Below are 12,868 nucleotides of genomic sequence, written 5' to 3'. Positions count from 1 at the left end.
TATTGTTGACATTTATGAATATATAAATTAATATATAGAGGCTGTCATGTTACAGCCTTTGTGCTGATGTAGCTCAGGGGCAGAGCACTTCATTGGTAATGAAGAGGTCGGGAGTTCAAATCTCCTCATCAGCTTTTAACTTTTATCAAAAAAACCGTATTCCTTGTGAATACGGTTTTTTTGATTTCAGTTTACTGAAAAAAGGGGCAATCGCAGTAAAATATCGGAATACGGTGAAATTACATCCCGTTATCTTCCCTGTCCCGTTTGCTCTTTTTTTGTATCTGTTTAACAATAAGCAGAAACACATACACGGAAACGGGAACTATTATGTCTGCGGCAACCAATCTTGTAAATATGACATTACTTTGGGGAGTTGTCATAAAAGCAAATATAAATGTAAGTATTACAAGAACCGCCACGGCTATAACAGTAATTAATGCGAGAATCTGAACGAATTTTTTCATAGATTTATTCCTTGATAATATGAATACATTAAACGACATAATATTTTTATCGGACAATTTACATTTTGTAAATGCGGATTGTCCTAAAATGTTACAAAATTAAAAATATTTTTTATCATACTATCAGAAAAAAATGTATATAACAAATAAATTCCTTGGCTGTTTTATTTTGTCTGTTATTTTACATTTGATATTTCGTATTATATAATGACCCGTATATTTATTTCAAAATGGTTGTGTTTTAGGAGGGGAAAATGGAAAATTACGGAGTAGACAGACTTGGTATCGCTCCTTCCGCAGTATACAGAAATCTCTGTCCCGCGGAGCTTGTGGAAAAAACCATAATACGCGGAGAAGGCAGACTTACGGATAAGGGTGCGCTTCTTGTAAATACGGGGAAGTATACCGGCAGATCTCCTAAAGATAAGTTCATAGTTGATTCGGAGGGTGTTCACGAAAACATATCTTGGGGCAATGTAAACAGACCTGTTTCAAGGGAAGTTTTTAATTCGATAAAAAAAGATATGATTGAATACATGAACAATAAAGAAGTGTTCATATTTGACGGATTTGCCGGAGCGGATAAGAAGTTTACGAGAAAGTTCAGAGTTATTAACGAACTTCCGTCACAGAATTTATTTATCAGAAATCTTCTTATTCGTCCGACGGAAGAAGAACTTAAGAATTTCGGCGAAGCTGATTTTACCATCCTGGCAGCTCCGGGGTATAAATGTGACCCTGAAAAGTACGGTATTAATTCCGAAGCCGCTATTATCATTGATTATGAAGCGAAATTTGCAATTATTGCAGGCTCTGCATATTCGGGTGAGATAAAAAAGACGGTTTTTGCTGTTATGAATTATGTAATGCCTGTTGAAGAAAATATTCTTCCGATGCATTGTTCAGCCAATATGGATCCGGAAACGGGAGATACGGCAGTATTTTTCGGATTATCCGGAACCGGAAAGACAACTCTTTCCGCAGATCCCTCCAGAAAGCTTATAGGTGACGATGAGCACGGATGGTCGGACGAGGGTATTTTTAACTTTGAGGGCGGCTGTTATGCAAAATGCATAGATCTTGAAGAAGAGAGAGAGCCTGAGATATATAACTCAATCAAGTTCGGTTCGGTAGTTGAAAATGTTGTTGTCGATAATAACAGAGTACCGGACTATTATGACGACACAATAACGGAAAATACCCGCGTAGGCTATCCTGTGGACTTCATATCGAATGCACAGATTCCCGGTATCGGAGGCATTCCGAAAGTGGTTATCTTTCTTACGGCTGATGCGTTCGGTGTGCTTCCGCCGATATCAAAACTGTCAAGAAATGCCGCAATGTACCACTTTGTAACGGGTTTTACATCCAAGTTAGCCGGTACGGAAAGAGGAGTAACGGAACCGGTTCCGACATTTTCAACGCTTTTCGGTGAACCGTTTATGCCTCTTGACGCATCGGTTTATGCAGAGATGTTGGGCGAGAGACTGGATAAGTACGGCACTGACGTATACTTGGTAAATACAGGCTGGTCAGGCGGACCTTACGGAGTGGGAAGCCGCATGAAGTTAAAATATACAAGAGCCATGGTTACGGCGGCGTTAAAGGGAGATTTGAAAAATGTACATTATATTCATAACGATACATTTAACCTTGATGTTCCCGTAAGCTGTCCGGATGTGCCTTCCGACATTCTGGATCCGAGAGATACATGGGAAGATGTTACGGCTTATGATGTTCAGGCGAAAAAACTTGCCGGAATGTTCAAAGAGAATTTTGAAAAGAAATATCCTAACATGCCCGATGAGATAAAAGATGCGGGACCGAAGGGATAATATAACCGAAAAACAACAAAATAATCAGTCAGTATAAATAAAAAGTCATTTTTTGAATTTTATATAAGTTCAAAAAATGACTTTTTTGCTGTTTAGTATTGAATTTCTGACTTTTATATGCTAATATTATAACGCTTTAGCGTGATAAATTAACAGAGCGTTAAACAGGGATTGATGTATTGAGAAAAGTTTTGCGGAGGAATATTATGAAAAGGAAATTGTTTGGTTTGTCTATGGTAGCTGCTGCGGCAATTACATTTGCGGGTTGTGCAGGCGGCGGATCAACAGGCGGAAGCACAAAAGCCGACAACGATGTAGATTATATTAAGAATAAAGGTAAGTTAATAGTCGGTATTACGGATTTTGCTCCGATGGATTATAAAGACGCCAACAATGAATGGGTAGGATTCGATGCGGATCTTGCGAAAAAAGTTGCAGCCGATTTGGGAGTTGAAGTTGAATTTGTTGAAATCGACTGGGACAACAAGCTTTTAGAGCTTAACAATAAGAGTGTTGACGTAATATGGAACGGCATGACTCTTACAAATGAAGTAAAAGACTCCATGGAATGTACGGAGAGCTATTGCAAGAATGCTCAGACAGTTGTTCTTAAGAGTACGGATGCAGCCAATTACACTGATGAAAACAGTGTAAAGAATTTAACATTTGCCGTAGAAGCGGGTTCTGCCGGTGAAGCGGTTGCAAAGGAAAACGGATATAATTATACGGCAAAGACTTCACAGGCAGATGCTCTTCTTGAAGTTAAGTCCGGAACATCACAGGCTGCCATAATCGACCTTCTTATGGCTGGTGCAATGGTAGGCCCTAATACGGATTATTCGGATCTTACACACATTTTAGAGTTATCTGAAGAAGATTATGTTGTAGGATGCCGTAAGGGTTCGGATCTTGCAGCATACATCAACGGAGAATTTAAAAAATTCAAGAGTGACGGTTCATTCGAAGAAACAGCTAAAAAATACGGCGTACAGGATGCAATTGTTAAGTGATAATACAATACAGTCGGTTATTATTTAACCGTTATTGTATTATAAGTTTTATAAGATAAACGGGGCTGTCGCATATACAGTCTCGCCTCAGGATGTTGTTTCCGGGGCGGAAAATGCGGCAGCTTTGTTTATGTCGTACTGACATTAAGAAAGGATATACAAAATGTTCGTACAGGTTACGCTCTCTCTGTTAGAGGGCTTCCTTACAACAATGGAGATATTTGGTCTTACATTGTTATTTGCACTTCCGTTAGGTTTGCTCATATGCCTCGGCTCAATGAGCAAAATAGCGGTTATCAAATACCCGATTAAATTTATAATATGGATAGTCAGAGGAACGCCTCTTCTTTTGCAATTAATCATAATATATTTCGGACCCGGTCTTCTGTTTGGGTGGAATGCATGGGGAAGCGACAATGTCGGAAGATTTATAGCGGCATTGGTTGCATTTGTTATTAACTATGCATGTTATTTTTCCGAAATATACAGAGGCGGAATACAGGCTATTCCAATAGGACAGAGAGAAGCCGGAGAGGTTCTCGGTCTTACAAAGGGACAAATATTCAGAAAGATTATATTAAAACAGGTTATCAAGAGAATTATCCCTCCTATGTCCAATGAAATAATCACATTGGTTAAGGATACTTCTCTTGCGAGAGTTATTTCCGTGTATGAAATTATATGGAACGGTCAGGCGTTTATTAAGAGTGCCGGTCTTATATGGCCGCTGTTCTATACAGGAGCGTTTTACCTTGCATTTAGTGGATTGCTCACGTTAATATTCCACTATATTGAAAAGAAAATGGATTATTTCCGTTGTTGATGTGGAGATGAATATGGCTTTACTTGAAGTAAAAAATATAAAAAAGAAATTCGGTTCAACAGAAGTGCTTAAAGATATTAATTTTGACCTTGAAGAGGGACAGGCAATATCCATAATAGGTTCGTCCGGAAGCGGTAAAACAACACTTTTGAGATGCCTTAATTTTTTGGAAATTGCCGACGGCGGAACCATTACCGTCAGAGGCAGACAGCTGTTTGACGGAAGCGATATCCGAACGAGATCCGATAAGGAAATAAGAGCCAACAGAACACATTTCGGTATGGTGTTTCAGCAGTTTAACCTGTTTCCGCAATATACCGCATTTGAAAATGTTACTCTTGCACCGATCGTTCATGCCAAAGAAAACGGTCAAAGTATAGACAGTATCAAAGAACACGGCAGGGAAATACTGAAACAGATGGGGCTGGAAGACAGAATGGATAACTATCCTCATCAATTATCCGGAGGACAGCAGCAGAGAGTTGCCATTGCAAGAGCCCTTGCAATGAAGCCGGATATCTTGTGCTTTGATGAACCTACAAGTGCTCTTGATCCGGAATTGACCGGTGAGGTACTTAAAGTCTTAAGAGGATTGGCGGATAAGAAAACCACCATGATTATTGTTACTCACGAGATGGCGTTTGCAAGGGATGTCGCCGATAAAATTATTTTTATGGACGGCGGACGAATTATAGAACAGGGAGATCCTAAGCAGGTCATTGACAATCCGAAAGAAGAAAGAACAAAACAATTCCTTAGTAATTACGCAAAAAATAAAGAATAAAATTATACAAAGTGGCTTAAATACTGTATTTGAGCCACTTTTTTTATTAATGAAAACATCATTTGTTTATATTTTGTTTGCAAGTTTTGGAATGTGCATACAAATCTCCGTTTAATATATAATTTAGTTTATCTATTCTTTTGTGCCTTAATCGTTTCTGAACGGCTTTAATAGAAAACAGTATATAAAGCATTCTTTATATATAAAATTGTGTTATTATTATAATCAGAAAGTGGGAGAATGGAACAAAGAGAATTAATAAAAAAATTAAGGAATACGGCTATTGCTTTTGTCGTCATGGTAGCAATCATGATACCTATAGCAATGGTAAAAGACTTGAACAAATACCAAGGCATAGGGAAATTGATGAAAACTTATCAAAAGCAATAATAAAACGCTGTAAACCTTAATTTAAAAAAGTATTAAAAAGGCTTGTTCCTGACAAGTTCAAGCCTTTTTACATAGTAGCATAACAATGTAAAGATTAAAAGGAGATAAATATGAAAATAGCATATCCGATTATATATAAACAAAACAATAGTTATTATTTAATATATATACCGGATTTTGACGGATTTACAGAGGCAGAGCATTTAGATATAGCCGAAGTCATGGAAATGGCAAGAGATTACATAAGTGATTGTTATGTGATGTTAGAAAATAATAATGAAGCAATTCCCGAGCCATCTAATTATGAACAAGCGGTATTAATTGCAAAAGAACGAGCTGACAGTGATGATTTTATATTCTCTGATGGTGAATTAACATATGTTGATATAGATAAAGATACAACAACATATAGAGAGTTATTAGAAAGGTTAAATAATGGAACAATCAAATAAGACAACAGAAGCACAAAGAAACGCAATAAAAAAGTATGACGCTAAAACTTATCAAAAGAAAACATTTAGATTTCATAAAGAAAAAGATATAGATGTGTTGGAGAAATTAGCAGCGGTTGATAGTCAAAATGCATATATAATTGACCTAATTAGAAAAGATATTAATAAATAATATTGTTGTTTAAAATCCCTTGAGAGCGTGAAAGCTTTCAAGGGATTTTTTATGTAAAATTTAGCAATAAAAAAGAACACTTACCAGTTCAAGGCTCTCCCGCTCAGCTGGCTTACTTATATATGCTGCTAATCTAACTTGTCGGTAACTTGCAAAATGAATTGTTATAAAACAAAAGACTCCACACTTTAAACAAGCATGGAGTCCACTGTATTATTTAATGCCCTATAGGCGCTGTTTAATCAAAAATAAATTTTTGATTAAACTTTTCACGAACTGATGGCAACCACGATATTTATTCCAATGGAAAATGGCTTGTACCGATAGAAAGACATCGTGAAATTGAAGATTTTAAAGTAAAAGAAATCATCAAACAATGCCAAGGGTTCCGAAGATAAAAAAGGGGCTTGTATTTTGTAAATACGGAATACAAGGTACAAGCCCTTTTAAGTCATAATAACTTTTTTAAAAAACTTTTTCAATAAAAATTATATTATGAGAACAGTATATCCAGTCTTTATAAAAAATATTGATAATAAATATTATTCTATTTATTTACCTGATTTCGATACTCATACGAGTACAGAGTATTTAGATTTATGGAAAGAAAATGATTGCAAAAAATATGAAACTTTAAAAGAAAAAATTAAAGCCCTGGCTAAAAAATAACCAAGGCTAGTAAAGGAAATAACGAGGCAGTTCTTCTTGTCTCTGCCCTTTATGTTAGTAATATAACATAAAAAGATGAGGTTATCAAGAAAGGGTATAAGTTGTGTCGTACGACTACAGTAAATTAAAAGGCAGGATTATAGAGAAATATAACTCTAATAAGAATTTTTCTAAAAAAATGAATATTTCAGAAAGGTCATTGTCGTTAAAATTGAACAATATTTACTCATATTGTTGGATATTAATTTAAAACTTACTATACGGGCACCGGGACAAGTTTATTAATTTTATTGAATGCAGCATATTAACATGTGGCATATTAACATGTGGCATATTAACATATTAACAGTGTACAATAAATATAAAATTTTAAAATAACACGGATTTGATTCGTAATATTAAGTATATGAAACAACCGGAGGGATATTGTGAACAAGCAACAATTAGCAGCTAAAATTTGGGAATCGGCCAATAAAATGCGTTCCAAAATCGAAGCAAATGAGTATAAAGATTATATTTTAGGCTTTATTTTCTATAAATTTCTTTCGGAAAAAGAAGTAAAGTATTTAAGGGATAACGACTGGACGGACGAATACCTTCCCGAATTAAGCGAGGAAGACGGGGAAACGGTTGAAAGTATCCAAAAAAATCTGGGTTACTTTATATCATATAACAACCTGTTTTCGACGTGGCTTGAAAAAGGCAAAGATTTCAGCGTACAGGATGTTCGCGATGCCCTTTCCGCATTCAGCCGTTTGATAAATCCTACACACAGAAAAGTATTTGACGGCGTTTTTGAAACTCTGCAGACAGGTCTTTCCAAGTTGGGAGACAGTGCGGCTTCACAGTCTAAGTCCATAAGCGATCTTATTCAGCTTATAAAAGATATTCCGATGGACGAAAAGCAGGGATATGATGTTCTCGGTTTTATATATGAATATCTGATTGAGAAATTTGCCGCAAATGCAGGTAAAAAAGCAGGTGAATTCTATACGCCGCATGAAGTATCGTTGCTTATGTCCGAAATTGTGGCAAATCATTTGAAGGACAGAGAAAAAATAGAAATATACGACCCTACAAGTGGTTCCGGTTCGTTATTGATTAATATCGGAAAGAGCGCATCAAAGTACATAGAGGGAGAAAACAAGGTTAAATACTATGCTCAGGAATTAAATATCAATACATATAACCTTACCCGTATGAATTTGATTATGCGCGGCATTGAAGCCGACAATATCGTCACAAGAAACGGAGATACGTTGGAGGAAGACTGGCCTTATTTTGAAGAAAACGATCCTATAGGAACATACAACCCTCTTTACGTTGATGCGGTAGTTTCCAATCCGCCGTATTCTCAGCCTTGGAATCCGAGTGATAAGGAAAACGATCCACGATATAAAGAATACGGTATTGCGCCTAAAAGTAAGGCGGATTATGCGTTTTTATTGCACGAATTATATCATATTAAGCCCGACGGAATAATGACAATTGTTCTTCCCCACGGTGTACTGTTCCGAGGCGGAGAAGAGGGAGAAATTCGCAAAAATTTAATAGAAAAGAACAAAATCGAAACCATTATCGGTCTGCCCGCAAATATATTTTACGGTACAGGTATTCCGACAATCATTATGGTGTTGAAGCAAAAAAGAACCGATACGGATGTATTGATTGTCGATGCTTCAAAAGGCTTTGTTAAAGAGGGCAAAAACAACAAGCTTCGAGCTTCCGATATCAAAAGGATAGTCGATACCGTAACACACAGGGAAAACAGGGATAAATATTCCCGAGTTGTAAGTCGCGATGAAATCAGGGCAAATGATTACAATTTGAATATTCCGAGATATGTGGATTCTTCGGAAGATTCGGAGTCCTGGGACATATATGCTTCCATGTTCGGAGGCATTCCGATCAGTGAAATTGATAAATTAAGGAAATATTGGCAATCATTTCCGACGCTTCGAACTTCTCTGTTTGATAATACATCTGAAAGATATTGTAAGCTGTCGGCAGACAACATAAAAAATGTGATTAACGAACATGAGGATATTAAGGGGTTTAAAAGCGGTTTCCGTAATGCATTTGAAAACTTTGATAAATATTTAAACGATGAACTGGTTGCAAAGTGTGAAAGCGTAAATATTTCAAAAACGGAGGATATCATTTCCGAAAACATATTTGCAAGAACGGAACACATTCCTCTTGTCGATAAATATGAAGCATATCAGCTTTTTTACGATGACTGGACCGAAATTGCCGTAGATTTGGAAATAATACAAACAGAGGGTTTTGAAGCAACAAAAGTCGTTGATCCGAACATGGTAATTAAGAAAAAAGACGGAAAAGAACAGGAAATACAGGAAGGATGGAAAGGGCGTATTCTGCCATTTGAACTTATTCAAAATACAATTCTCGCTGAAGATACGAAAAAATTAAAAGAAAAAGAAAACAGACTTGCCGAAATTGTATCCGAATATGAGGAAATATTTGACACCCTTACGGAAGAAGAAAAAGAGGGAGACTTTGTAAACGAGAACGGTTGGGTAGCGGCAGAGGTTAAGAAAGCGGTAAAAAATGATAATATCGAACCCGAAACAAAAGAAAAAATCCAAGCAGTATCGGAACTGAATGCGGAAGAAAGACTTCTGAAATCCGAAATTAAAAAGGAAAGTGCACTTCTGCAGGAAAAAACAAAGAAAACCATAGAAGAATTATCTAACGAACAGGTAACGGAACTTCTTAAAATGAAATGGATAAAGCCTTTGTCGGATAACCTTATGCAGTTGCCGGACGTTATTGTAAACGAACTGGTAAAAAAACTTGATGAGCTGTCAAAGAAATATGAAATAACCTTTGCCGAAATCGAAACACAAATAGAAGAAACCGAGAAAATTCTTTGCTCAATGATTGATGACCTGGAGGGTGATGAGTTTGACATGCTCGGTCTTGCAGAACTTAAAAAGATACTCGGAGGAAGTGTGAAATGAAGGGAAAATCAAACACTCCGTCTATAAGATTTAAGGGATTTAGTGATGATTGGGAACAGCGTAAGGCAAAAGAGCTGTTTGTATCAACTGCGGATAAAGGTTATCCGGAACTTCCTGTTTTGTCAGCAACACAAGACCGTGGAATGATTCGCAGAGATGAAAACAACATCAATATATTCCACGACAAGAAAAATGAAGCCGGATATAAAAGAGTATTGCCGGGGCAGTTTGTTATACACCTTCGTTCTTTTCAAGGTGGGTTCGCTCATTCTGCAATAGAAGGCATAACCTCGCCTGCTTACACGGTTTTTGACTTTTCTGAGCTTGAAAAGCACGACTCAGAGTATTGGAAATATGTGTTTACCTCTAAGTCGTTTATCCGGCGATTAGAAACAGTAACCTATGGCATCCGTGATGGGCGCAGTATAAGCTACGAGGAGTTTCTAACTCTCGGTTTTGTGTATCCGTCAAAGGCTGAACAAACAGCAATTGCCCGATATTTGGACAAACTAAGCGACCTTATCACCCTTCATCAGCGTAAGCTTGAAAAGTTGCAAAACATAAAAAAATCTATGTTGGAAAAAATGTTTACACAAAATGGTTCAAATGTACCGGAAATTCGTTTTAAGGGATTTACTGACGCTTGGGAACAGCGTAAGGTTTCTGAGGTGTGCTCAATATCAACCGGTAAGAGTAATACACAGGACAAAACAGATGATGGAATATATCCATTTTATGTTCGTTCACCAATAATCGAGAGAAGTAATAGATATCTTTTTGATGAAGAAGCAGTCCTTACTGTTGGTGATGGTGTTGGTACTGGAAAAGTATTTCATTATGTTAATGGAAAATATGATCTCCATCAGCGAGTTTACAGGCTTTTCGACTTTGTAGAAAATGTTGACGCTAAATTTTTTTATCATTGGTTTTCAGAAAAGTTTTACGATCGTGTGATGTCAATGACTGCAAAAACATCTGTTGATTCTGTAAGACTAGAGATGATTTCTGAAATGGATTTAATTGCTCCGTCACATCAAGAACAGCAATTGATTTCCAGATATATGGATAATCTTGACAACCTTATCACCCTTCATCAGCGTAAGCTGGAAAAGTTGCAAAACATAAAAAAATCCATGCTTGAAAAGATGTTTGCTTAGGAGGTTTAATACAAAATGGGAAAAATAACATTATTTCACGGAACTCCTAATAAAATCGTTGTTCCCGAATACGGGAAAGGTGAGGAAAAACACGATTATGGAAAAGGGTTTTATCTTACGGAGAGTATAGACCTTGCAAAAGAATGGGCGGTATGCAGACCCAATGAAGAAAACGGTTTTGTTCATCAGTATGAACTTGAAACAGATGAACTGAAAATTCTGAGTTTTCAGGAAGAAGGCGTACTTGCATGGCTTGCAGAACTAATGAAACACAGGGATGCGTCTGATTCAAGGCGTTATCGCATGTTGTCAAAGAAATTTATAGATAGATATGGGGTCAATACGGATAAATATGATGTTATTAAAGGCTGGAGAGCAAATGCATCATATTTCTATATTGCAAAGGAATTTGTACGAGACAATATTGATATGGATATTCTTGAAGAACTGTTATCGTTGGGGGGATTGGGTATTCAATATTGTATTAAGTCTGAACTTGCATTTTCAAAACTACATGAAGTTGAAAACGGATTGCAAACCGTTAAATATGATGAATTCAATGAAAAATACAATCAGCGCGATATAACGGCAAGGCAGAAAATGTACGAACTTGTTGATTCTGATGCTAATCCTGTAACAAAAGTATTCAGTACGCTTTTTGAGGAGTTGTGATTATGAGAGCATTTGCACGGGAATATTTGAATGATGTGGTTGAAAATCAGGGTAAACTCTTTGATTATGTTGCTCAGACTTACCCGGATAAGGATACGGAAGATTTCATTAAGGCATATATGTCCGGAAAAACAAGAAAAAGTATTGATGAAGCTAAAGCCTATGTAAATACCATGGATGCAAAAGAATTATGGGAATATTTTACCGAAACCGAAAAGTATTCATTAAAGCCCGGTATGGGGCTTAAAGGATTTATGCCGGATTGGATTGGGGAGTTTTATGCTTACTATCAATGGTATTACAACATTCCGAGTTCTGAAGTTTTAAAAAAAGTTCCGATTGAGTTTCTGAAAAAAGCCTATTACGGCTTGCATGATTTGGAACTTGATTTGGCTGTGCAAAAGGTCGGTGAAGCGTAATGGAAATTGTTTGTTTTCATAATCCGGATGAGGATAACGGGTATTTGAGCAATTGGTATCTCAGTAAGTTTATTGTACACGGCACTGAGTTCTCATCTTTGGAGCAGTTTATGATGTATCGCAAATCAGTCTGTTTCAATGATGAAGCGACTGCAACGGAAATTTTGTCAACTGACAATGTGGCTGAAATCAAGTTACTCGGAAGACAGGTTTCAAACTATGACGAGAGTACATGGAACGGAATTCGTCAAATAGTTGTTTATGAAGGACTTATTGCCAAGTTCTCACAAAATGACGAATTAAAAACTAAACTTAAAGCTACGGGTAGCGCATTACTGGCCGAGTGTGCCGTAAAAGACCGTATTTGGGGTATTGGGCTGTCAATGAAAGATAATGACAGATTTGATAAATCTAAGTGGAAAGGTAAAAATTTGCTCGGATATACTCTTATGATGGTGCGTGAACAGTTATAATAAACATACGCTTGGGAACAGCGTAAGTTGGGAGATATAGTAGAAAGAGTAGTCAGGAAGAACACAAACAATGAGTCAAGCCTACCACTTACAATATCTGCACAATACGGACTTGTTGACCAAATCACCTATTTTAATAACCGTGTAGCAAGTCGAGATGTGAGCAACTATTACTTGGTGTTGAATGGTGAATTTGCATATAACAAAAGCACTTCAGATGGGTTTCCTTTTGGAGCAGTTAAGCGCCTTGATTTGTACGAAAAGGGCGTATTATCAACACTTTACATTGTTTTTAGCATTAAAAATCAAAGTGAAATTGATAGCGACTATTTGACGGTTTTCTTTGATACTGACAGATGGCATAAAGGTGTTTCTGAGCGTGCAGCGGAGGGAGCAAGAAATCACGGATTACTGAATATCTCAGCCGATGATTTCTTTGATATTGATATATTTTTGCCGAGACACAAAGAAGAACAGGTTGCTATCGGCACATATTTGCGTCACCTCGACCACCTTATCACCCTTCATCAGCGTAAGTTAAATTAAAAAACAATACAATCA

At 36.8% G+C, this 12,868-nt stretch carries 15 protein-coding genes and 1 tRNA gene; 15 read left to right on the top strand and 1 reads right to left on the bottom strand.

Translation table 11 applies throughout. The annotated features are described in order from the left end of the window. Window positions 1-62 precede the first annotated feature (62 nt). Window positions 63-134 (top strand) — tRNA-Thr (locus ACYQ1N_RS00135). 105 nt (window positions 135-239) lie between these two features. Here the strand turns inward: ACYQ1N_RS00135 and ACYQ1N_RS00130 are convergent. Continuing rightward, a complete protein-coding gene (locus ACYQ1N_RS00130) occupies window positions 240-467 on the bottom strand; it encodes a hypothetical protein (RefSeq protein ID WP_459831268.1) in 228 nt (75 codons plus the stop codon). A gap of 254 nt (window positions 468-721) precedes the next feature. On the opposite strand from ACYQ1N_RS00130, the gene pckA reads away from it, so the two are divergent. From pckA to ACYQ1N_RS00060, 14 genes are all read left to right on the top strand, one after another. Continuing rightward, entirely contained in the window at window positions 722-2,302 is a 1,581-nt protein-coding gene (gene pckA / locus ACYQ1N_RS00125; RefSeq protein WP_459831265.1) for a phosphoenolpyruvate carboxykinase (ATP), read from the top strand. Window positions 2,303-2,508: 206 nt separating this feature from the next. Further along, on the top strand, window positions 2,509-3,312 hold the full coding sequence (locus ACYQ1N_RS00120; RefSeq protein ID WP_459831262.1) for a transporter substrate-binding domain-containing protein: 804 nt from the start codon (window positions 2,509-2,511) through the stop codon (window positions 3,310-3,312). Window positions 3,313-3,475: 163 nt separating this feature from the next. Then, entirely contained in the window at window positions 3,476-4,135 is a 660-nt protein-coding gene (locus ACYQ1N_RS00115) for an amino acid ABC transporter permease (RefSeq protein WP_459831260.1), read from the top strand. Between the two features lie 13 nt (window positions 4,136-4,148). Further along, on the top strand, window positions 4,149-4,919 hold the full coding sequence (locus ACYQ1N_RS00110; protein WP_459831258.1) for an amino acid ABC transporter ATP-binding protein: 771 nt from the start codon (window positions 4,149-4,151) through the stop codon (window positions 4,917-4,919). 240 nt (window positions 4,920-5,159) lie between these two features. Next, window positions 5,160-5,309, top strand: coding sequence for a hypothetical protein (locus tag ACYQ1N_RS00105; protein WP_459831255.1), 150 nt, complete (start codon window positions 5,160-5,162; stop codon window positions 5,307-5,309). A 110-nt stretch (window positions 5,310-5,419) separates the two neighbouring features. Further along, window positions 5,420-5,761 carry a type II toxin-antitoxin system HicB family antitoxin gene (locus ACYQ1N_RS00100; protein WP_459831252.1) on the top strand — a complete coding sequence of 114 codons (342 nt, stop codon included), beginning with the start codon at window positions 5,420-5,422 and terminating at the stop codon, window positions 5,759-5,761. Next, window positions 5,745-5,933 (top strand): hypothetical protein, encoded by a 189-nt coding sequence (locus ACYQ1N_RS00095; RefSeq protein ID WP_459831249.1) that lies wholly within the window; start codon window positions 5,745-5,747, stop codon window positions 5,931-5,933. Before ACYQ1N_RS00100 ends, ACYQ1N_RS00095 begins: the two co-directional genes overlap by 17 nt. Before the next feature lie 772 nt (window positions 5,934-6,705). Beyond that, window positions 6,706-6,852: a DUF739 family protein gene (locus ACYQ1N_RS00090; RefSeq protein WP_459831247.1), complete on the top strand. Its 147-nt coding sequence runs from the start codon at window positions 6,706-6,708 to the stop codon at window positions 6,850-6,852. Between the two features lie 178 nt (window positions 6,853-7,030). Beyond that, window positions 7,031-9,586 (top strand): type I restriction-modification system subunit M, encoded by a 2,556-nt coding sequence (locus ACYQ1N_RS00085; protein ID WP_459831244.1) that lies wholly within the window; start codon window positions 7,031-7,033, stop codon window positions 9,584-9,586. Continuing rightward, the gene (locus tag ACYQ1N_RS00080) at window positions 9,583-10,743 is read left to right on the top strand and encodes a restriction endonuclease subunit S (RefSeq protein WP_459831242.1); all 1,161 of its coding nucleotides are present in this window, start codon (window positions 9,583-9,585) and stop codon (window positions 10,741-10,743) included. The genes ACYQ1N_RS00085 and ACYQ1N_RS00080 overlap by 4 nt, the downstream gene beginning before the upstream one ends. A gap of 15 nt (window positions 10,744-10,758) precedes the next feature. Further along, entirely contained in the window at window positions 10,759-11,415 is a 657-nt protein-coding gene (locus ACYQ1N_RS00075) for a DUF3990 domain-containing protein (RefSeq protein WP_459831240.1), read from the top strand. A gap of 2 nt (window positions 11,416-11,417) precedes the next feature. After that, a complete protein-coding gene (locus tag ACYQ1N_RS00070) occupies window positions 11,418-11,834 on the top strand; it encodes a hypothetical protein (RefSeq protein ID WP_459831237.1) in 417 nt (138 codons plus the stop codon). Beyond that, a complete protein-coding gene (gene ybiA / locus ACYQ1N_RS00065; protein ID WP_459831234.1) occupies window positions 11,834-12,307 on the top strand; it encodes a riboflavin biosynthesis intermediates N-glycosidase in 474 nt (157 codons plus the stop codon). The genes ACYQ1N_RS00070 and ybiA overlap by 1 nt, the downstream gene beginning before the upstream one ends. Before the next feature lie 27 nt (window positions 12,308-12,334). Next, window positions 12,335-12,853 carry a restriction endonuclease subunit S domain-containing protein gene (locus ACYQ1N_RS00060; RefSeq protein WP_459831231.1) on the top strand — a complete coding sequence of 173 codons (519 nt, stop codon included), beginning with the start codon at window positions 12,335-12,337 and terminating at the stop codon, window positions 12,851-12,853. Window positions 12,854-12,868: the final 15 nt, after the last annotated feature.

Source organism: Howardella ureilytica, assembly GCF_054657495.1.
Note: the sequence above shows the minus strand (reverse complement) of the source record. Positions and strands in the feature narration are given on the sequence as shown.

Bases quoted from the DNA above. Each gene is read 5' to 3' on its own strand.
- ACYQ1N_RS00130 (WP_459831268.1), bottom strand. From the start codon at position 467: ATGAAAAAATTCGTTCAGATTCTCGCATTAATTACTGTTATAGCCGTG.
- pckA (WP_459831265.1), top strand. From the start codon at position 722: ATGGAAAATTACGGAGTAGACAGACTTGGTATCGCTCCTTCCGCAGTA.
- ACYQ1N_RS00120 (WP_459831262.1), top strand. From the start codon at position 2,509: ATGAAAAGGAAATTGTTTGGTTTGTCTATGGTAGCTGCTGCGGCAATT.
- ACYQ1N_RS00115 (WP_459831260.1), top strand. From the start codon at position 3,476: ATGTTCGTACAGGTTACGCTCTCTCTGTTAGAGGGCTTCCTTACAACA.
- ACYQ1N_RS00110 (WP_459831258.1), top strand. From the start codon at position 4,149: ATGGCTTTACTTGAAGTAAAAAATATAAAAAAGAAATTCGGTTCAACA.
- ACYQ1N_RS00105 (WP_459831255.1), top strand. From the start codon at position 5,160: ATGGAACAAAGAGAATTAATAAAAAAATTAAGGAATACGGCTATTGCT.
- ACYQ1N_RS00100 (WP_459831252.1), top strand. From the start codon at position 5,420: ATGAAAATAGCATATCCGATTATATATAAACAAAACAATAGTTATTAT.
- ACYQ1N_RS00095 (WP_459831249.1), top strand. From the start codon at position 5,745: ATGGAACAATCAAATAAGACAACAGAAGCACAAAGAAACGCAATAAAA.
- ACYQ1N_RS00080 (WP_459831242.1), top strand. From the start codon at position 9,583: ATGAAGGGAAAATCAAACACTCCGTCTATAAGATTTAAGGGATTTAGT.
- ACYQ1N_RS00075 (WP_459831240.1), top strand. From the start codon at position 10,759: ATGGGAAAAATAACATTATTTCACGGAACTCCTAATAAAATCGTTGTT.
- ACYQ1N_RS00070 (WP_459831237.1), top strand. From the start codon at position 11,418: ATGAGAGCATTTGCACGGGAATATTTGAATGATGTGGTTGAAAATCAG.
- ybiA (WP_459831234.1), top strand. From the start codon at position 11,834: ATGGAAATTGTTTGTTTTCATAATCCGGATGAGGATAACGGGTATTTG.